Annotated in this window: 20 protein-coding genes; 6 read left to right on the plus strand and 14 right to left on the minus strand. The window is 49.1% G+C overall.

Features of this window, described 5'->3' with window-relative positions; all coding sequences use genetic code 11:
- The first annotated feature begins 24 nt into the window (after positions 1-24).
- Positions 25-1,059, plus strand: coding sequence for a PDDEXK family nuclease (locus AC286M_RS36870; RefSeq protein ID WP_488209140.1), 1,035 nt, complete (start codon positions 25-27; stop codon positions 1,057-1,059).
- Positions 1,060-1,558: 499 nt separating this feature from the next.
- Here AC286M_RS36870 and AC286M_RS36875 read toward each other — a convergent pair whose 3' ends face one another.
- From AC286M_RS36875 to AC286M_RS36885, 3 genes are all read right to left on the minus strand, one after another.
- The gene (locus AC286M_RS36875) at positions 1,559-1,690 is read right to left on the minus strand and encodes a hypothetical protein (protein WP_488209141.1); all 132 of its coding nucleotides are present in this window, start codon (positions 1,688-1,690) and stop codon (positions 1,559-1,561) included.
- A 68-nt stretch (positions 1,691-1,758) separates the two neighbouring features.
- Positions 1,759-1,995, minus strand: a complete 237-nt coding sequence (locus tag AC286M_RS36880) for a hypothetical protein (protein ID WP_488209142.1) — start codon at positions 1,993-1,995, stop codon at positions 1,759-1,761.
- 109 nt (positions 1,996-2,104) lie between these two features.
- Positions 2,105-2,521, minus strand: coding sequence for a hypothetical protein (locus tag AC286M_RS36885; protein WP_488209143.1), 417 nt, complete (start codon positions 2,519-2,521; stop codon positions 2,105-2,107).
- Positions 2,522-2,792: 271 nt separating this feature from the next.
- On the opposite strand from AC286M_RS36885, the gene AC286M_RS36890 reads away from it, so the two are divergent.
- Together AC286M_RS36890 and AC286M_RS36895 are read left to right on the plus strand one after the other, a co-directional pair.
- Complete coding sequence (locus tag AC286M_RS36890) at positions 2,793-3,005, plus strand: helix-turn-helix domain-containing protein (RefSeq protein ID WP_488209144.1); 213 nt, start codon at positions 2,793-2,795, stop codon at positions 3,003-3,005.
- A gap of 283 nt (positions 3,006-3,288) precedes the next feature.
- Positions 3,289-3,720 carry a VOC family protein gene (locus AC286M_RS36895; RefSeq protein ID WP_488209145.1) on the plus strand — a complete coding sequence of 144 codons (432 nt, stop codon included), beginning with the start codon at positions 3,289-3,291 and terminating at the stop codon, positions 3,718-3,720.
- A 13-nt stretch (positions 3,721-3,733) separates the two neighbouring features.
- On the opposite strand, the gene AC286M_RS36900 is transcribed toward AC286M_RS36895, so the two are convergent.
- The 7 genes from AC286M_RS36900 to AC286M_RS36930 all read right to left on the minus strand — a co-directional run bounded on the left by AC286M_RS36900 (position 3,734) and on the right by AC286M_RS36930 (position 8,701).
- The gene (locus AC286M_RS36900) at positions 3,734-4,144 is read right to left on the minus strand and encodes a hypothetical protein (RefSeq protein WP_488209146.1); all 411 of its coding nucleotides are present in this window, start codon (positions 4,142-4,144) and stop codon (positions 3,734-3,736) included.
- 64 nt (positions 4,145-4,208) lie between these two features.
- The gene (locus AC286M_RS36905) at positions 4,209-4,583 is read right to left on the minus strand and encodes a hypothetical protein (RefSeq protein ID WP_488209147.1); all 375 of its coding nucleotides are present in this window, start codon (positions 4,581-4,583) and stop codon (positions 4,209-4,211) included.
- Complete coding sequence (locus tag AC286M_RS36910; RefSeq protein WP_488209148.1) at positions 4,573-4,968, minus strand: hypothetical protein; 396 nt, start codon at positions 4,966-4,968, stop codon at positions 4,573-4,575. The genes AC286M_RS36905 and AC286M_RS36910 overlap by 11 nt, the downstream gene beginning before the upstream one ends.
- A 12-nt stretch (positions 4,969-4,980) precedes the next feature.
- Positions 4,981-5,403 carry a hypothetical protein gene (locus AC286M_RS36915; RefSeq protein WP_488209149.1) on the minus strand — a complete coding sequence of 141 codons (423 nt, stop codon included), beginning with the start codon at positions 5,401-5,403 and terminating at the stop codon, positions 4,981-4,983.
- Between the two features lie 218 nt (positions 5,404-5,621).
- Positions 5,622-7,475 (minus strand): FtsK/SpoIIIE domain-containing protein, encoded by a 1,854-nt coding sequence (locus AC286M_RS36920; protein ID WP_488209150.1) that lies wholly within the window; start codon positions 7,473-7,475, stop codon positions 5,622-5,624.
- A complete protein-coding gene (locus AC286M_RS36925) occupies positions 7,442-8,011 on the minus strand; it encodes a hypothetical protein (RefSeq protein WP_488209151.1) in 570 nt (189 codons plus the stop codon). The genes AC286M_RS36920 and AC286M_RS36925 overlap by 34 nt, the downstream gene beginning before the upstream one ends.
- A gap of 15 nt (positions 8,012-8,026) precedes the next feature.
- A complete protein-coding gene (locus AC286M_RS36930) occupies positions 8,027-8,701 on the minus strand; it encodes a hypothetical protein (protein ID WP_488209152.1) in 675 nt (224 codons plus the stop codon).
- Positions 8,702-8,866: 165 nt separating this feature from the next.
- On the opposite strand from AC286M_RS36930, the gene AC286M_RS36935 reads away from it, so the two are divergent.
- The 3 genes from AC286M_RS36935 to AC286M_RS36945 all read left to right on the plus strand — a co-directional run bounded on the left by AC286M_RS36935 (position 8,867) and on the right by AC286M_RS36945 (position 11,605).
- Positions 8,867-9,064: a ribbon-helix-helix domain-containing protein gene (locus AC286M_RS36935; RefSeq protein WP_488209153.1), complete on the plus strand. Its 198-nt coding sequence runs from the start codon at positions 8,867-8,869 to the stop codon at positions 9,062-9,064.
- A 13-nt stretch (positions 9,065-9,077) separates the two neighbouring features.
- Positions 9,078-9,503, plus strand: a complete 426-nt coding sequence (locus AC286M_RS36940) for a hypothetical protein (RefSeq protein WP_488209154.1) — start codon at positions 9,078-9,080, stop codon at positions 9,501-9,503.
- A 542-nt stretch (positions 9,504-10,045) separates the two neighbouring features.
- Positions 10,046-11,605 carry a hypothetical protein gene (locus AC286M_RS36945; RefSeq protein WP_488209155.1) on the plus strand — a complete coding sequence of 520 codons (1,560 nt, stop codon included), beginning with the start codon at positions 10,046-10,048 and terminating at the stop codon, positions 11,603-11,605.
- On the opposite strand, the gene AC286M_RS36950 is transcribed toward AC286M_RS36945, so the two are convergent.
- The 4 genes from AC286M_RS36950 to ltrA all read right to left on the minus strand — a co-directional run bounded on the left by AC286M_RS36950 (position 11,558) and on the right by ltrA (position 18,536).
- Positions 11,558-12,991 (minus strand): hypothetical protein, encoded by a 1,434-nt coding sequence (locus AC286M_RS36950; protein ID WP_488209156.1) that lies wholly within the window; start codon positions 12,989-12,991, stop codon positions 11,558-11,560. The two genes, AC286M_RS36945 and AC286M_RS36950, sit on opposite strands and share 48 nt — an antisense overlap.
- Before the next feature lie 1,672 nt (positions 12,992-14,663).
- Positions 14,664-16,091 (minus strand): helix-turn-helix domain-containing protein, encoded by a 1,428-nt coding sequence (locus tag AC286M_RS36955; protein WP_488209157.1) that lies wholly within the window; start codon positions 16,089-16,091, stop codon positions 14,664-14,666.
- Positions 16,092-16,230: 139 nt separating this feature from the next.
- Positions 16,231-16,809 (minus strand): PDDEXK nuclease domain-containing protein, encoded by a 579-nt coding sequence (locus tag AC286M_RS36960; RefSeq protein ID WP_488209158.1) that lies wholly within the window; start codon positions 16,807-16,809, stop codon positions 16,231-16,233.
- On the minus strand, positions 16,806-18,536 hold the full coding sequence (gene ltrA / locus AC286M_RS36965; protein ID WP_488209159.1) for a group II intron reverse transcriptase/maturase: 1,731 nt from the start codon (positions 18,534-18,536) through the stop codon (positions 16,806-16,808). The genes AC286M_RS36960 and ltrA overlap by 4 nt, the downstream gene beginning before the upstream one ends.
- Positions 18,537-18,700 lie beyond the last annotated feature (164 nt).

The following is an 18,700-nucleotide window of genomic DNA, read 5'->3' on the forward strand; positions in this document are numbered from 1 at the left end:
GGATCAGGTTCGTTGGAGATTAATATGAAGGCAATTCACTCCTGGTACTTTGTCAACGAACTTGCGCTAGAAGATTTTGTTTATGCCAACCTATGGCCGTTACTACGGCTACAACCCCTAGCACGGCAGTACGCTATCGATGGCCAAATCTGCGACATTCTCGCCCTCAACCCTCAGCAGCAACTCGTCATCATCGAACTGAAAAACGTCGAAGACCGCTACGTCATCCCACAGCTCACCCGCTACTACGCCAGCCTCGCAAAAGCACAACCCTTTGCCGATCAAGTTGATTACAGCCAACCCATTCGCCTACTTGCGATCTCACCCAGCTTTCATGTCCACAACCTAATTGACCGAGACTACAGCCAACTACACTTTGACTGTCTCACCTTTCAAATCACCGAAACCGACAGTCGAGAGCTGATGCTGACCTTTACAGATTTAGATCAGCAGTTGATTGGTGAAGTTGAGATCGCGCCGCTCTATCGCCGCTATCTTCAGGCAGAAGATAAAGAAATTGAACCCGAACCCATTCGCCAAATCGGGCCACCACCCAAATCACTCCGAAAACTGCTCGATACACTCCCGCCCGAACAGCAACAAGAGTGGTTAACGGTGCGAGAGCAAATCTTAAATTTTGATGAACGGATTGCCGAAGTAGGCCGCAGCACCACAACCCAATATGGTTTGAGAAAAGGAAACACCGAGGTCTACAAAACAAAGCTCTGTGCAGAGATTCTAACTAAAGGGACATCCCAGCCCCACTTGATGCTGCGCCTTCCCTATCCCAAACGCGAGTTTGGTGCTCCAGGTCGAACTTACAAGAAGCAACGGGTTTTGGGATTTACATGGGCCACTGTGCCACTGCCCTATCAATTTCAACATGGGTGGCAAGTATCTTACCACTTGGGCAAATCTCGGCTTAGCGCCAGTTTCACACTACAACCATCTCAACTAGCGCTCATGCATCAGCAACTGACTGGTCAAATCCGTCAAGTCACATCCACGCAGGATATCGTTGAGCTAGCCCTCGAACAGTGGGTTCAGCAGTTTTTATAAGACTTAATGCTCGTCTATGCGAGTTTCAAAGCTCTCTGTCCAAGTTGCAATCGCAGCTTCAATAGGCTGACTACACGGAATGGCTCAAGAATTGACGGATCACCTTGGCTATTTCTTCAGCATCATCACGACACGGTGTGGCAGGGCGGGCTGTTCGAACTATCTTACGATTGTTCAACTCCAATACTGTTCGGTAAACAGACAGCTTCTTCCCACGCGTTTTTTCTTGAACGGTTACCGTGTCGATATTCGACAACCCGAATCGTTGAGTCGTCTGTAAGCCTCGACGTTCAACTTTGCGAGCCACTCGGTTTTGCTCTTATCAACGCAATGGCTCCATCAGCATTTTCAGAAAACGTTAAACGTTATCGAACATACCAAACGGCACACCTAAAGCAATCACGAAACCGTTCTCGACTGCACGATTGGCAGAACGGCTAGAAACCAAGAATGAAGCTATCTTTGCAGATGTATCGCCCAAATAGGTTCTAGGATAAGGTCAGCTTGCGGTCTGTATTTGTAGTAATGCCACAATCTCATCCCGACCATGCAGATGGATGAGGGCGTCGAGAATATCACCTAACTCATACTCAGTCAGAGATTCAAGGATGTCGGGGTGTAGGTTTTCCATTGCCATAGTCCTGTGTATGTTCGTTATGTGGCAGATTGAGGGGGCTAGATGCCCCCAGTGGCTAGTGTTTAATGCTCGTCAGTGCGAGTCTCGAAACGTTCTGTCCAAGTTGCGATCGCAACCGAGCGAACGATGCGCTTGAACATGTCAGGACGGCGACGGAGGCGGCTGTACTCCGCCTGCCAATGTTTCAGGTAATCAGGGTTAGAGGATTGAGGCATGACGCCATGAGCACCATCGCTAGCACCTTCGTAGGCCATTGCGGGTAGGAGGATGGGGTCAGATTGTTTGAGTTGTGCAATCATAGATTTACTCCATCACGAGTGGATAAATGGGAGGCGGATGCTTTGGTCGGTATCACCTCCCGTTTGCATTGATGGGGTATTGTTCAGCCTGCCCCAAGGCGAAAGCTTGTTAGGCCGCGATCGCGTCGCTATCCTCCAGTGCCGCTTCGTACAGCTCAATGAACTGTGGCTTCGTCAGCGACTTGCCATGACGGGTAGCTGGAACGCCAAAAGCCTTGCGAAGACGGGCCTTTTTCAAATCACGGATATCCCACTTCGACCAATCAATAGCTACAATCTCAGGCTTACGGTAGGGACGTTGAAACGGGACGACCGCGTCCTCAATGATTGGCCGATGATGCGCGTCCCTCTGTGCGAGTTCCGCCTCGATATCAATGTCGAGATCCGGAACCATCGTTCCACTGTTGGCGTTGCCAATCTGGCGATCACGCTCATACTGCGCAAAGCCTCCCATAAACACAGTTGCGAAAAACGCAAAACATGAAATGGTGAACGCTTCGATTGCGAACGTAAAAACGGATTGCATTGTAAATACCTAGATAACAACATGCCCTTGAAACGGTGGGCAAAGAATCAGCAAACGTTGAAGTGACAACTCGCGAGTTGATTGCAACGGGCGTGAAGCGTTCCCCAGATAGTTCCAACTCTTATTCGTCGGCAACGCTCTGCGCCCTTGGAGCTGATATCTCATTTATCTGGTACTATTTTACAGATACCTGTAAGGATATGTCAACAGATATCTGTAAAAAAACGACAGATATCTGTAGGTTTCCCCTATTAACATCAACGTTCTCGATATGAGAGTGAAAAGTAATCTTCCTGTATTAATGGCTCAGCATGAGCCGCCCCTAAACCAAGCTGATGTTGCGAGGCAAGCTAAAGTCAGCCCCACCACCATCAATCAGCTCTATAACGACAAATTGCAGCGATTAGATAGAAAGCTGTGCAAGAGTCTATACGATGCATTCGGATGGACACCCGGTGATATTTGGATCGTCGTACCCGATTGATTCTTTCATCTGCGATCGCAACTGGATGCACAGAACAGCACACGTTTTATGTCCCCACTCACCATTCCGGCTGCGACTTTATTCGTGTCACTTAAATGGACGACTAAATAAGTGACACGAATAAAGTCGCGAAAACCGGGACCTGCCACTGCTCATCTGCAACAGTATGGCTCCATCAACACTTTCAGGAAACGTTATCCAACGTCCAAAACGGGACACCTAAAGCAACAAGGATTTTAGCTACGCTGCGGGGATAACAGTCACGAGTCCATTGAGGATTGGCATGAGCATTCGCCCATTTCATCTAGCATTTCCGGTCAACGATTTAGCGGCGACTCGCCACTTCTATGAGACCGTTCTCGGCTGCACGATTGGCAGAACGGCTGACACCTGGATTGACTTTAATCTATTTGGGCATCAGGTCACAGCCCATTTAAGTCCATCTCACGCGGCGACAACCCCTACCAATGATGTTGATGGCAAACCAGTTCCGGTGCAGCATTGGGGCGTCATTTTAGAGATGCCCCAATGGCAGAGGTTGGCAAAGCGACTTCAACAGCACGGAATCGACTTCATTATTGAGCCTCATATTCGCTTTAAGGGAGAAGTCGGAGAACAAGCCACCATGTTTTTCCTGGATGTCAACGGACATGCACTGGAGTTCAAAGCCTTTCAACAGGATGAAGCTATCTTTGCGGTGACATCACAACAATAGGTCATCGATAGCGCTAGGGTTGGCCATATATCACCCCGTCCTTAAATCCCTGGTATTCAGAATTCAGCCGTTCGTATTCCAGTGCTTGCTGTTCTGCCGTCCATTTTGCCCGTTCTTGCTGGAGCAGTGCATCTACCTCAGATTGGGTTAGGGTTGGCTCCTGCTGCTTGGGTTTTAATGCCTGAATAAGCATAAGCAGCGCTACCAAAAAGCAAGTTGCTGCGATCGCAGCTCTCACCGCATCCCAGTTGATGCCAGATTGAGGCACGGTAAACACTCCGACCTGTTCATCGGGCTCCTCCACCAGTTCTGCTTGAACTGGCTGTGACTGTCGCACCAGCGGCTGTGGTGCAACAACCGGGGTAGAGGTAGGCAGTTGTTTCTGATTGCCGTCGAGATTGATGTTGATGTTAATTGGATTCATAATGACCTCGTCTCTTGGTTGGAGATGAGGTAGGGAAGCTTTAGCTGGGTTCCCTACCTGCCAATTAGTGATTGACAGCGGCCAGCCACATGCCAGCCAGGAGTGCCGGAATGAGCAAGAGAGCCGAGTAGACGCTCATGCCAACTGCGATCGCACATCCGACCGGGATAATCGCAACCAGCAGTCCATAGAACAGGGTGCGACCAATGAACCGCAGCCGCTCGTCGAGCCGGACAATGGCTACATATTCCCCCAGGTATCGGCTCATGGCTTCATCGCTGGTTTGCGCTAGGCAAAAGCCTTTGTAGTTTTGGTCGAGTCGCTGTGAATAGCTGGATTCCGCGACATCGAACTGAAGATCGGCCATGTGTTGGCCAATTGCGATCGCAAGGGTTGGATCGAACTCGTCCGGGATTTGCTCGATGTCTTCAGGCTTCATCGGCCTCATCCTCATGGGGCGTAATGTAGGCCGAGCGGATACTGCCCGCTTTGATCGCCATGCCATTAAAGAGCGATGCCATCATGTAGTTCGTTCGCTTGACGAGTTGCTGACCGCGCTCCTTGAATCGTTTTTCCATGCCATGCTCAGCCGCATCAAAGGCCGCATCGACCAGTTCAGTTCCACCCTGAACCAGTTGGGCAGGCTCAAACTGCTCCACATCAACATTTACGTTTGGGTTCTCAGTCTGGACGGCGGGTGGACGATAGGGTTTGGATTGTGTTTTGCCGCGCTCCACCTTGCCGCTCGATGCAGTATCGACTGAACGAGCTAAGCCTGTTTGTGTTTCTGTGGTTTGTTCGGAATGACTAGGTTTGTTGGTCATAACTGAAGTCTCCTAAGCAACTGTGCTGGATACGTTGATCGTTTCTTGTTCAATTCGGCGTTGATTGCGGCGCATGAGCATCTCTTCAATCCCCGCTTTGCAGTCCTCTTGGGAACCACCGGCTAGAGCCACGACTGCCCAGATTTCTGCATCAGTGTTGTCATTGATGAACGCCAAAATTTCCTCTGCCAAAACTTGATAGCGGCCTCTGGCGTACTGGATGTGCCGAAACATTGCAACACAATAGAGGGTTCTCACTTGCGCTTCAGATAGCAACGAAAAATATGCCCGTTTCGGCCAAAGAACCTGACAATCCCGACTAATTTGGTAGGCAGCTGCGCCTAGCATGTTGGCGACTTCAGCCTGCCTAAAACCTTCTGATACGTCTAGCAAAGCAGGTACGCGAGTTGTTGCCGGACGTTTACGACTGGGCATGGTTGAATTCAATCTCCATCGGAAATTTGCAATGTTGAGAAAAGGCTTGCAACCCTTATGGTTTAGAGTGAGAGATTGCAACGATTGCACGCGATTGCAGCAATAGAAGGGGGTGGATTGCAACCCGAACTTATTCCGGTTAAGGCTAAAAGGGTTCGCTAGATTGGGGTTGAGCGATTTGATGCAACGCTAGGTTGCGATCGCAACCTTTTTAGGACTTAACTGCTGTCGTCCCAATCTGAACTAGGGGGTCGATTTTCAGGATGATCTTGGGTCGTAATATCTAGGAACTCCTGTTGGGCTGCTGGCCAGCCTGCGTCACCTTCAGCCACGTTCCAGACACGACTGATGATGTAGGCGTTAGATTTGCCTTTGCTGCGGAGTTCAAAGATGCGATCGCGTTTCTGCTCTCGCGTGAGTTTGGCAATCTTGGGAAAGCACCACTCTTTCAGGTCGCTGATGGATGTGTCATAGGCTTGCAGTCGCACCGGTTCCTCTCCACCCCGGCGGGCCAGCATGTCACCTTTACCGAGCAACCGCTCACAACCGGCTTGTTGGATGACCAACTCTGAGTCTTTATCCCGCTGGAGCAATAGGCCAATCCGATGGCCAATTTTGGCGTCTACCTGACGGTGAATCGTCTTGCGATCGGGGGCTTGGGTGCAGAACAGAATCAGCCAGCCAAAGGTAGCCGCAACGGACATGACATCTGATAAACGTTTCACTTGTGTCGGCTTACCATCAATGACCATTGACTCCTTTCGCATATCGGGAAAGCCGATGTGGGACTCGTCGAGAATCCACACCTTGTAGTCCGCTTTGGTCACGCCTTCAAGATGGTTAAAGTCCTCAATGTTGGACACTCCCTGATAGGCGAATAGGCTGCGACGGTTTTCGATATCCTGCTCAACCCACTGAAGCTGGAGTTCTGCATCCTCCTCTGAATGCCCGACCAGTCGGTTAGCCGTCGATGGCCATTCAGCCAGGTAAGGAGAATTCTTGAGCGGGTTCAGTTCTGTGCCTTTGCCGTCGAAGACGAGGAACTGAATGTGCCGATAGCTGTAGTTCTTAGCGGCAAAGCCAATCATCTGCCGGATCAGATTGGTCTTACCCGCAACACGGGGCAGACCACCGATTAAGACGGCTTCCATCTGTTTGCCGTCGAGGTGGATGTAGTGACGGATCTCTTTCAGGTCAACGCCCAAGAATAGCGATGGACGCTTTGGGACTGGGATTTCGTCGATTTCGTCTGCTAGTTTCCGCAGCTCTCGATCGGGACGGGCCAGCGACAGGGATAGAAAACCGTGTTCGTTATCACTCATTGGCAGTTTGGGCAGGTGCAAACTGGCCTGGACAATCGACGGCGTTCGGTCAATGGCTTCCGGCAGTTTCTTGGGATCTCGCATCTCCAGAATGAACTGGATAAACGACGGGCCTTTGAAACAGGTCACATAATCGGCATAATAATTTGCCTTGTGAATGGCCTTCAGCGTCGCTTGCAAAAGTCCATGCACGGTTGGATCGTCGGGCGGATTCGGTATCCGTGGCTCAGAGGTATCGTTCTCCCGCGACACTGACTGATCGGGTAAGGCTTCCTGTTGGGGAGCATTTAGCGCTTTGAGATCAGCCACGTCAATACCGAGAATGGCGGCAATTTCTTCATCGCCTCGTTCCTCCGCTCGCAGGTTCTCCACCACTTGAGCAATCTTGAGCATTTCGGAACTAGCCAGCAGTTGCCGCTGGAGTTCTTCCTGCTCTCGAACAGCTCGCAGCCGCAACTCATGATTAAGCTGCCGAAGTAGTTCCCGTTCTTCCTTCTCAGCCAGCTTACTGGTGTGGAAGGCTTTACCGAAACCTGCGATCGCAATCATAATCCCAGCCATTTTTGACCATGAATCCGGTGCATAAATGGCTGCAATCTGAGCACGATTCGTGACGGCCCAATGCGGCAACCGCTGACCAGCCGGGGTGATGACGGTTGGATCAAGCCGTCCCCAGGAGGCAATTAGCAGACCAAATACGCCTGCCGCTTGATAAATCAGGATAGATTGTCGGTAGATTGAGAAATCCATTGGTTAAGATACGCTGCCCATGCAGCGTCATAGGCTTTTTCGGAATTGGTCTGCTGCGACTCGACCTGAGTTTGCTGCTGCGCTTTGGGCTGTCGAGTATTGAAGAACACTCGAAACAGCCCCGCACTCAGCACAAACCCAATCGCAACGATGAAGAACTTCCAGATGGGACTGCCTTGATAGAAGAACAGGCCCAGCAGTAAATCCCAACTGGCCAGCAGCGTCGCAATGATGACGCCAAAAGCGGTGATGCCGACCAACGTGAATAAGTTGGGATGACCTGCCACTGCAACGTAGAAACAGGCCAGTAATCCGGCTCCAGTCAGAATCAGGTAGATAAACGCGAAATCAGGTAGGAGCCGAGCTAAAAACGTCAGGAACATCCAACTGCCAATCAGCAAACCAAACATGGAACCCGCTCGGTTAATGGTGTGGAAGTTCCACGTCGGGACTTCAGGGTGAGGAGCGACTGCGATCGCAGATTCTTGCAGCGCTCGAAGCCGCTCTAGTTCAGGGTTGTGTTGCTCTGCATACATAACAGTAGCTCCCCCTTATGCGACCAGATTTAGAATGCGCTGAAACGGGCCGGGAGCTTTGCCCGTATTGGGCGTATAGTCGTCGGCTCGGATGTAGCGCTTCAGAGCGATTTCTTCCTGTTTTCGAAGCTCCTTAGCAGCGGCTTTCTGCCGAGCATCGTCAAGCTTCATCTGGGTTTCCTTGCCGATGCTAGTGCCCATCTGCTGAAGCTTTGAGGCTTGGAGCTGTCGAGCCTGCTGCACCTTAAGTTGATATTTGGTTGTCAGGGTGTCGCGCTCCATCTGGCCTTGTTCTGCGATCGCACTTAAGCCCAACTGAGTGGCATGGGCCGTGGTTTGCAGCGATTGCATATATTGCCCGGTTTGCAACTGGGCGCGGCTAACCAAGTTATCAACCGCTTTCGCACCTTCAAGACCTTTGGCTAACAGATCCGTACGAAGCTCTTCAATCGTGACTTTGGACTTGATCACGTCTTCGCTGGCGGTCTTATATTGCTTCGCTAAAACCACCTGCTGACGAAGATCTTTTGCTAGTTGTGATTGGGCACGAACCTCAGACGGGGTGAGGCGACCAAGTTTATTAATATCAACGCGAAATTCATCATTGACGCGAGCTGCACCACCCGATGAGATGCCAGTCTGTCCGACTCTCCAATTCATTTGCGGAGGGCTACCGGTTGCAAGTGCCATACATTCTTTTCCTCATGTAGCGATAGAAGCAAAATTTGCAAGTGCTGCAACATTTGCTCAAACGAATGCTAACATAACTGTCATTGATCAGTTACTAATTAGTCAAAATAGATTCAAGGTTGTTACTAAATCGTCAATCAGTCATACGATAGGAGCATGATTTTTATGATCGATGATGCAGTGAGTAAAAGGTTCTATATCTCTTTGCCTGACGGAATTGCAGATGTGCTAACCCGTTGGGCTGAAAGCGAGGGCAACAAACCCACATCCCTAGCGGCTTTTTTGGTTGAAAAAGCTGTAAGGGAAGCAATTGACAGCGGAAAAGTTCCACCTCCACATGAGATAGATAGATCCGATAAGTAAGGCGCGATCTCAGATGAGTAATAGTGAAACAGTTAAAGCTCAACGTGCGATAGTTCGCATCGGCAACCTTAAGGTTGAAGGCTTCATGCTGCCCGATGGCAGTTATCGCATGTCTCAAACCCAAGCCGCTGAATGTGTGCAGAAGCCCGAAATTAACGCCCGACGTTTTTTAGATTCAAAGGCTATCAAAGCCATGCTGGGTAAAGGTTATACGCCCGACAGTATTGAAATTGAATCGGACTTAGATCGGCGTGGACAGAGCCGATTCAACGCGCTGCCATTGGAAGTGATTACAGCTTTCTGGGTCAATGAGTGTTTTAAGGGCAATCGTGTGGCATTGGCATTAGTCATGGCCTTAGCGACAGAAACACTGGAGCGCCGATTTGATTCAGCGTTTGGCGTGACGCGAGGAGGAGGATTACGATCAGCAGCTGGCTGAGCGAACAGAACAGATTGAGAAAGCCTTTGGTGATGCCTTTGCCGATGAAGCGGTGAGCGAACGGGATTATTTTCTGCGGCTGCTACAGGAGAACGGAATTGCCCCCTACGGCATTCCAGGTGAGGAGGAGCCTGTTAATCTAACTTGTTGTGCCCAAAGCAAATTCGATACAGATTGATTTGGGATATATATAGCAAGACCAAGTTTGTCCCAATGCCCGTCCAGGAGGTGAGTTAGATGTGAAAATCCTAAGAAAGTCAAAAACCCCAGCTGGTGGTAACAGCAAGGGTTTGTAGATGACTTTTATATTCGCTTTTTGAGATAGCTGGGAACCTAACCGATTGCTTTGGCGGGCGTGACGTTAGGTGACCCATAGAGTCTTGCGCCTATCCTAGCATAGGGTCAAGCGGTAAAGTCAACATCGCGAGATCTTTTGTAGCAATTCTGCGTAGCACTCTCTATCTCTCCTTTTGACGGTGGTAGAGAGCTTTTTTGATGCTTTCTATCTCCGATCCCTCTACAGAATTAAAGGAGATAGAGCCATGAGCCAAGCAACATCTGGGCGTCAGGATACCCGACGTTCCCATTCAGAACCCTTACCCGCCGATGCCAACGGCAAGCGGCTGTGTGAACTGTTTAACTACCCGTGGCAGTTCATCACCGCCACCCTCGACCATCCCCACTACAAACCCAAATGGGAAACCATCACCCGCTATCCCCTGCGCCCGCGTAACCTGTGGACGCAATGGCAAGATCCCAATCAGTTAATTGGTGTTCGATTCGGCCACACCACTTCCTATGCGTTGATCGACATTGATGCCAAAAGCCAGTACCTCAATCCAACTGCGATCGCAGATCTCCAGTACGCCCTGGAAACTATCGGCATTTGCCGAGTGCTTATCCTGCGCTCTAGCTGGAGCGGCGGCCTGCACCTCTACCTTCCCTTACCCGAAGCCGTCAACACCTTCTCCCTGGCCTGCACGCTCAAGCACAGCCTCACCGCCCAAGGATTTGACATAGCCCCCGGTCAGCTCGAACTCTTTCCGAACGTCAAAGCCTGGGCCAACCACTACCGAGGCGAATTCACCCAGTACAACGGCCATCGCCTCCCCCTGCAACCCGATAGCGGTTCCACCCTGCTCGATGCTGAACTCAACCCGCAACCGCACGGCACCGATCTCGGCGTGTTCTTCCAGCAGTGGGACATTAGCGCCGACGGCCAAGATCTCACCCTGCTCAACAGCGCCCTCAACCAGGGCCGCAACCATCAGCGCAAACGCAATCGCCGCCATAATCCCCACAGCCACATCGTCGCCACCTGGCAAGCCGATCTAGAAGACGAAATCGCCCAAGGCTGGACGGACTATAGCCAAACCAATCACTTGCTCAAAACCATCGCCTGCTACGGCGTCGTCTTCCAAAAACTGAGCGGAGACGACCTAATCGACTACATCCAGCACACCGCCACCCATAGCCCCAGCTATTACCAATGGTGCCGCCACCGCCACGAAATCCGAGCGCGAGCCAAAGCCTGGGCCAAAGCCGCCGAGAGCTACTACTGGCCCCTGGGCAGCAAACCCAAACGCAGCACTGAGCACCCCCAACTAGACGGCACGAACAACATCGTCAACTTTAACCAAGAGCGAGCCACCGATGCACAGAACCGAATTCGAGCTGCCGTGGAGCAACTGAGAGCCGATAACCAGCTACCGGATGGAATCACTGCCAGAGCAACTGCGATCGCACCCGTTGCCAATACGAGTCGCAAAACGCTCTATAAACCTCGCAATTTAGCCCTGTGGCATCCACAGCATCAGGAGGTGGAACAACAAGTACAGTCTTCAAATCCCGATACGCAGCCGCGATCGTGTGAACGACCAGATTCCACAAGCAATCCAGCCCATGATCCGACCCATCAGGCAAATTCCGCTCAACGGCTGAAACGAGCACACAGCACGAAAGTACACACCCTCAAGAAAAATATGAAAGGTAGACTACTACCAGCGACACAATCTAGCTTTCCGAGAGATTCGCGCATCAATCAAAGCCAATGGCTACCAAAATTCCAGATACATCATCCACAAACAGATATCACAGACTGAAAAATTCACGAATTCCGGCCCAACCAACTGATATTCCGCTGAATTACGAACCTGATCTAACAAAAAATCAGACACAAACGGGCTGTATTGCTTATCCTCTGGAGAATTACCATCATCGGTACATAATAAGCTTGGGGATAAGACTTTCTCTTCTACATCTAGCTTTTCTGCCTCGATCTGCTCTGTTTGATGTTTTTCCAGATCTTCTGGATGCCATAGATCCCGATGTCGATATAAACTTCCTCCACCAATTCCATAGCTTGTTAAGATCTTGAATCGTTCTGTTGTTTGGCTTGGTAATTGATTCTTTTCTAAAAGATCTGCGATCGCAGCCTGAATCTTTTTACGAGTATCTTCAGATTTCTGTTGATTCCAACTCGTTTCTTTAGGCTGCTCCGACAAAGTTTTATACTTTCCTTTTGAATAGCCATAGTGAAAGTAGTGACTCGATTCAATACATCTAGCCCACTCTTCTATCCGAGACTCTATCTCATGTTGATGTCTACACCACTCTTTATAACCGGGCAAGGATGTAGCGATTTGAAGAATGTTTTCAATCAGCCTTTTTCCATCTAGTGGCGGTTCATTCGTCAAAACATGATGAAAGATATACGATCTCATCGTAATCCGACCGAGCAGTCGATTAGTTTGACCGAACCCAGTCCAACCCGCTTCAATTTCTGTGTTTAGGTCGTCTAGAAATTTCTGAGCTCGTCCAGAAAGTTGATAATAATACTGCCTCTGAACTTGCCTTAAAATTGCAGCAAGTTGCTTTTGATCAACTTTGTTTTGAGTTTGGCAGTACTGCCATTGGCGCACAAAAACAGATTGACAACTCCAAATCGGTTCAAAATCACTGTTCAGCAGGTATGAACCAATCTGAAGCGGTAATCGGTGAGCGTTAAATAAACTGCGTGTTCCATCTCCAGGGTAAGCCCGTCGGTTTGGAAAAAGCTCAAGTTGACCGGGTGACAGTTTAAAGCCCGAATGCTCTAACAAATATGAAACGGCATTCGCAAGTTGCCACGATTTAATCGTCTTTTGCAGTGGGAAGTAAAGGTGTAAGCCATTACTGTAGCTTGATGTGCAGGTGATATGCGTTGAGATGCCTAAAGGTTCAAGCGCCTCTAGGATTTTTGCGATCGCAAAGGGATCAGTGTTTGGATGATACTGGCTGCCAATATCAATATCGAGTAAAAAATAGTTTGTGGTCGAGCTAGGACGGACACCAAAGAGCTGTTTCCCCTGCTGGATGAGGCGATCAGACAAAGGATATCGCGTTTCAGTCTGCCACTGGGGTAACTCTCCTAGTTCTGGATAGGGAGCATAGATAAAGTCATAACGATTCGGGAAGAGAGACAAAAACTCGTCGTCCCACTCCTGCACATACCTAAATCGGTCAGTGGCAACCGTGCTAACGATATGCCACCTCCGCTACAGCCACTGCAGCTGGGCACCAAAAACGAAGCTGACCCAATACTTTGGGTGCACTTAGCGCCTTTCGTTGGCGCTTGCGACAATTAGCTTGCCTAACCATTAGTACAGCCTGAAGCATTGAGAACTTTTGACCAGCAGCAACGTCCCAGCATTGAAAACTTTGTTTCAGTGCTAGATGGACTTTGTAATCAATAATCACATTGCGAAGATAGTGACCAAAAATCTGACAAAAGCGCCGACTATTCAAATCACTGAGCAGCAGTTCACAATTCAAGTTTTGCATTGTCTTCTACCTCGATAAGATGCTGCGATCGCAACTGTGTTGCTCACGGCAGGATAGAGAGCTTGCACCATATCGATAGAAGTGTCGTAATATGGACACAAAGCTCTAGGTATAAAGTTCTGTGGGACACCTAATTCTTCGCCTGCCACAGCACTGGTTAGGTTCCCTATGAATGTGAGATTGAGTCCCTCACTGTTGTACAGTTGAGGGATTTAATTTATGGCTACTGTTAGGTCATCTCTTACGCCTCAGCAAAAGCATAAAAGTAGTTATAGCAAGCGCTTTGATGACAAAATACGGCCATGACGCGCTCCTAAAGCAGCTTTTGTAATCAAAAATGGGTTGATCTGACGGCGCGGATCGTCAAACGACTCGAAATCTCGTCGGCATCAAAACAGATCGTCCCAAGGGTCTAGATTTTTTGTCCCAGGGGGTCTAGATTTTTTGTCCTGTGGTTCTAGAAAACGGTGTAATCATTGCGGCTCTGTCATCAAACGCAATACTAAACTTCAGCACAAAGGCTGTATTCTTCTCCAGACAAGCATTTCGACTTCTGTATTAACCTCTAACGATAAGCAAAAGGGCAAGGGCCGACATGAAGAGGCATCTGCTTGTAACTTGCCATTACGAGAATTGATATCAGTCACTAGATTCTGTATGTCCCAGGGTTTTAGAGCAATTGTGTAATCGCTTAGCTTTGTCCCAGGGCTTTAGAGGAAGCTGTAATCAACGCTATCTCTGTAATCAAGTCGTATGTCCTAAGGCTCTAGAATCACCTGTAATCAAACTCCGAAATCTGTAATCAGGTTCTGTATGTCCCAGGGTTTTAGAGCAATTTGTAATCATCACGTATAGATCAGTAGAAAGCACGTCCCGAGGGTTTAGAGCAATTTGTAATCAACTTTGGCTAATTTGAACTTCAGAACGAAAGGCACTATAGCAAGCCATATTGATTAGGACGTTGGGAAACTCTGAGAACGTTCGAGCGGTTCAGCGTTAGATTCTGCAAATGTCTCAACAAAAGAGCGACGCCGTAGTTACATCTCTTGATGCTCAACCAAGTTGTACTAGGTCCGTGTATAGGAACATTGTTTATTTTGTGTGAAATGCTTGCTCAGCAAGCATTTCACACAAAATAAACAATGGAGTTTTACCAAATCTCATATTACTACTAAGGTTCTACATGTCCCAACGGTCTAGAAGACTATGTAATCAAAGGTTCTGTAGCATAGGTTTATGTCCCGACGGTCTAGAGCGACTTGTAATCAAGCTGTCGCCTGTAATCAGGTTATACGTCTTGGGGGGCTAGAACACTTGTAATCAAAATTAGTGTCGCCGCTACATGAACTCGAATGCCCGTTGTAAGGCGGCTTCAGTTTCAGCAGTAATTTGGCGCTCTCCTTTTTCGATGAGCGAAATCAGAGATTGGCTCAACCCCGTGAAGGAAGCGAGTTTACGCTGCGACCAACCGCGCTGATTACGCTGTTTTTTGACATCAGCACTAGTCATTACAACTATGCTGGATTCACTCTCTGTATCCGTCTGCAAATCAGCATCAATCTGAGACGGTAGTGATAACGAAAACCAGTCATCCGGTGGACTAATCCATACTTTCGCCGTTAATAGCTGTTCAAAAAAACCTTTAGGGCGACTTGCCGTTTCTCGACCCAACCCATAGGGCCGAATATCGTTAGGGTAGGTTTCGGCATCAAATTGAATTCCCCAACCCTGATCTCTCAGTACAAACAAATCCTCATCCCAAGCATTGGCAATTCTGGAGCGAATCTTTCGATTTGAGATCGCTTGATTCAGTCTCTCGCTACTATAAGCCACTTCCATCAACGTTTTTACATCGTAGGGATAAAGCTGATTCTGCTGAGATTTGAACAGGAGCCAGATCATTAAGCGGGCAGCGCCCTCACGATGCTGCCAAATACTCATCACGCTCTCTAACAGAGCCTTAGAGAGATTGCTGTATTGGGGCGATTCAGCTGATCTACCGTCCCCAGACTCGCTCAAAAAATGCTTTGCCCACGATCCGGGCTTGATAACAAAAGTCATTCCAGCAATATCCTTTGTATCATCCAGTAAGTTCTGCTGATAGTGATATCGCGTTTCAATCAAATGCCAAAGTCGCCCTTCGGCAACCGTAAATCCTTTTTGCTTGGGCGTACTTTTCCAAGTAATAAACGTAGTAATTTTGCAGGGCTGCTCAACTAAGTCTTTGATAAGTTCTAGCTTCTGCTGTCGATTTAAGTCCGTGCGTTTGTAAAGCCCCAGATACTTCTCAAGCTGTCTGTCATCAACAACAATTTCATGCTCCCACGGATCTTCGACCCGAGCAGCATAAGCGGCATATACCAAGTGCATACAAGCGGCTCGGATATCAAACGTATCAATTACGGCCAAAGCCGCAGCACTCGCCAATCCAACGGGATGATCGCTTTCGGCCTCATCTGTTACCCAAAAATGGATCGCGCCCTCTCCCGTGTCAAAATCACGCACATAGGACAGACGGCCATCCGGATCGGTCTGCCAAGGTAAATGCTTGCGGCGAGTTAGGATATTGCTTGCTTCCAGAAGCGGTAAGGAAGACGGGACAGGAGTCGTGCTGCTGTCAGAAAACAAATCTGGATGCGTCATGCGGCGCTCATCAACTAAGTTAGATGCCGCTTTTACTTTGCCCCGTTTTTTCTGAGGTCGCTCATCCCGATCTGAGCTATGAGTTGGATGATTAGCGTCCTGCTGAGATCTAGAAGAAGCCATATCGCGAATAGATGAGACGATTGCGGTAAAACGTGCGATCGCAAAAGTAGAAATTGCCCAACTGAGCCAAGAAAGACTTAATCCTAACACCGCCTCTGATTTCGGCAACAAGAGGCGACAATAAATTACACTACCCCAACTAACCATCTGTCTCAGTGTCATCTTCTAGCTCTTCAGCTGCGGTGCTGAGTTCAGTCTCAAGCTGTTCAATCGTGGGTAAATTATTTTGAAAATTGGGTGGCAGTTGAGACTGTAGTTCATAGGTTGAAACGCCAATTGGCTGTTGGCTTCCTTGCAGCGCATATTCCACAGTTGTTTTATCCTTGGCTTTGCAGAGAATAATGCCAATCGTGGGATCATCTCGTTCACTACGCAGTAAATTGTCTACTGCCGCGACATAAAAGCTCATCTGTCCCGAATGCTGCGGTTCAAATTCACCCATTTTCAAATCGATGACCACATAGCAATGAAGATGGACATGGTAGAACAGGAGATCAAGTCGATATTCTTTGCCGCTAACTACTAATGGATATTGGCTCCCCAAAAAGGCAAACCCTAGCCCTAGCTCCATCAAGAAATCGCGGATATGATTGACGAGCGCATGTTCTAGCTCCCGCTCCTGGGCCGCCTCAGTTAGGGTCAGAAAATCAAAGTTGTCGGGTAGGAGGGCATACGTCGCCGCATCCCTCCCCCCAAAGAACCGGACGTGACAGTTCACCCATCATCCGGCTCAAGCCTTCGCCCGTACGCATGTCTGTGGTTATGGCAGGCTTTGTGAACTAGCTCTAAATTAAGCAAGCCATTTCCACCCCCATCTCTAACAGACTGTTTGTGATGCGTTTGCAGTGACTCGCCATTAAACAGATGCTCACCACACACTTCGCATTTCCACCACTGGCTCTGAGCAATGTGATAAAGCTTTGAGCCTGGTGCTAGCAGTACCCTTCCCATCCCCGTTCGACGTTGCCGCCAGTAATCAGAGAGGGTTGGGTCATCCGGAGAGAACGTGCCCTTCACCCGGATGTGACGAGTAATCGGGGTGTCATAGACTTGGGTGAGGGCAAAGGTATGCTCCTTCCCGTCCCGCTCCTGGGCCGTCGTTGCAAAGATCCAGCTTTGACCGTTGATGGTCTTGAAGTACTTCTTTGCAATCCATCGTTTGCCTTTGTTGCGGTGTCGTCTACAGGCCCATTTCCAGAGTGTTTTCCAGATTTGGTATTCCACATAGCTGAACACCCGTTTGCTAGCCACGTATCGGTAGTAGTTGCACCACCCCTTGAGTTTTGGATTTAGGTATCGAATGACATCCACTTGTTTGATGTCTTTGTGACGTTTCAGCCACGTTCTGATGTCGTTAAGGAACGCTAAAACCTTATCCTTTTGAGGGCGGATGATGCAGTGCCCGTTGAACTGGCGAATCGTAAAGCTCAGAAAATCAAACCCCTTGCTCACTTGAACAATTTGGGTTTTCTCTTCATTGAGTTCGAGCCCTCTGTCTTTCAACCATTCTCGAATTGTCGGAAGAATGGCGCTGATGTCTTCCTGCGTTTCAGCGGTGACGATGAAGTCGTCTGCATAGCGAATATAGCCGTACCGTTGGAGCTTGTGCTTAAACGTCCCTTTTCGTTTAGCGTTGGGTGAGAGTACTCCCGCTTTTACCTTGTGGTAATTGGACAGCATCGCTCCTAGACCGTCTAATGCAATATTCGCCAGTAAGGGCGAGATGACTCCGCCTTGCGGCACACCGCTAGGAGTTTCGTGGAAGGTGTTGGACTCGACATACCCTGCTTTCAGCCATTGCTTGATTAAGGCTCTACCTGGAATTTCTCCAATGGCATTGAGGACATAATCATGACTGATGTGGTCGAATGCACCTTTGATATCGGCATCGAGTACCCATAAGTCATGCCCTTTCCGCCGCCGACTATGGCACTGGGTAATGGCATCATGGACACTTCTGCCAGGTCGAAAACCAAAGCTGTTTGCCTCAAATCGAGCTTCCCAGCTTGGTTCTAGAGCATTCTTCACAACTGCCTGTAACACTCGGTCTTGGACTGTGGGGATTCCTAAGGGACGTTGTTTCCCATTGGCTTTTGGAATATACACCCGTCGGGCAGGTTTAGCTACCCAAGGCGTATACGCCTGCATCTGTTGCCACAGCCACTCCCGTTCCTCGGTGCTACGAAACGTCAGACCATCAATGCCTGCCGTTCGTTTGCCGGGGTTGATTTGGGTGACTCGTTTGATCGACAGTAGCAAGTTGGCTTGACTGCGAAGCATCAGCTTCATCAAGCTTCTCACCTGATTCCACTGCTGCTGTTGGGTCGCACGATATATTCTCTGTCTCAGGTTCCTGACCCGTCTTTGAGCGAGCTTCCAATTAATAGTTGCCCATCTCAGTTGAGGTTCCTTCGCTCCGATGTCATTGCTGACTCTATCTTTCACGTTGGTTCGGTTCCGTTACATTGGCTTTATCGTGGAAGACTCGCTGGAAGTCTGCCCGCTTTCGCGGTAGGGCAAAGCTTGAACCCCTATCCTGAGCATTACCCCAGGCATTCGCTTTCTCCAGCATCCTTTACCCGCTAGATAATTCCGCTTTCCTTGCGGTT

It is taken from the genome of Thainema salinarum CENA647, from assembly GCF_057732415.1.

Excerpts from the sequence above, each read along its gene's own strand:
- AC286M_RS36870 (WP_488209140.1), top strand. The coding sequence starts at position 25 with ATGAAGGCAATTCACTCCTGGTACTTTGTCAACGAACTTGCGCTAGAA.
- AC286M_RS36875 (WP_488209141.1), bottom strand. The coding sequence starts at position 1,690 with ATGGAAAACCTACACCCCGACATCCTTGAATCTCTGACTGAGTATGAG.
- AC286M_RS36880 (WP_488209142.1), bottom strand. The coding sequence starts at position 1,995 with ATGATTGCACAACTCAAACAATCTGACCCCATCCTCCTACCCGCAATG.
- AC286M_RS36885 (WP_488209143.1), bottom strand. The coding sequence starts at position 2,521 with ATGCAATCCGTTTTTACGTTCGCAATCGAAGCGTTCACCATTTCATGT.
- AC286M_RS36890 (WP_488209144.1), top strand. The coding sequence starts at position 2,793 with ATGAGAGTGAAAAGTAATCTTCCTGTATTAATGGCTCAGCATGAGCCG.
- AC286M_RS36895 (WP_488209145.1), top strand. The coding sequence starts at position 3,289 with ATGAGCATTCGCCCATTTCATCTAGCATTTCCGGTCAACGATTTAGCG.
- AC286M_RS36900 (WP_488209146.1), bottom strand. The coding sequence starts at position 4,144 with ATGAATCCAATTAACATCAACATCAATCTCGACGGCAATCAGAAACAA.
- AC286M_RS36905 (WP_488209147.1), bottom strand. The coding sequence starts at position 4,583 with ATGAAGCCTGAAGACATCGAGCAAATCCCGGACGAGTTCGATCCAACC.
- AC286M_RS36910 (WP_488209148.1), bottom strand. The coding sequence starts at position 4,968 with ATGACCAACAAACCTAGTCATTCCGAACAAACCACAGAAACACAAACA.
- AC286M_RS36915 (WP_488209149.1), bottom strand. The coding sequence starts at position 5,403 with ATGCCCAGTCGTAAACGTCCGGCAACAACTCGCGTACCTGCTTTGCTA.
- AC286M_RS36920 (WP_488209150.1), bottom strand. The coding sequence starts at position 7,475 with ATGGATTTCTCAATCTACCGACAATCTATCCTGATTTATCAAGCGGCA.
- AC286M_RS36925 (WP_488209151.1), bottom strand. The coding sequence starts at position 8,011 with ATGTATGCAGAGCAACACAACCCTGAACTAGAGCGGCTTCGAGCGCTG.
- AC286M_RS36930 (WP_488209152.1), bottom strand. The coding sequence starts at position 8,701 with ATGGCACTTGCAACCGGTAGCCCTCCGCAAATGAATTGGAGAGTCGGA.
- AC286M_RS36935 (WP_488209153.1), top strand. The coding sequence starts at position 8,867 with ATGATCGATGATGCAGTGAGTAAAAGGTTCTATATCTCTTTGCCTGAC.
- AC286M_RS36940 (WP_488209154.1), top strand. The coding sequence starts at position 9,078 with ATGAGTAATAGTGAAACAGTTAAAGCTCAACGTGCGATAGTTCGCATC.
- AC286M_RS36945 (WP_488209155.1), top strand. The coding sequence starts at position 10,046 with ATGAGCCAAGCAACATCTGGGCGTCAGGATACCCGACGTTCCCATTCA.
- AC286M_RS36955 (WP_488209157.1), bottom strand. The coding sequence starts at position 16,091 with ATGGCTTCTTCTAGATCTCAGCAGGACGCTAATCATCCAACTCATAGC.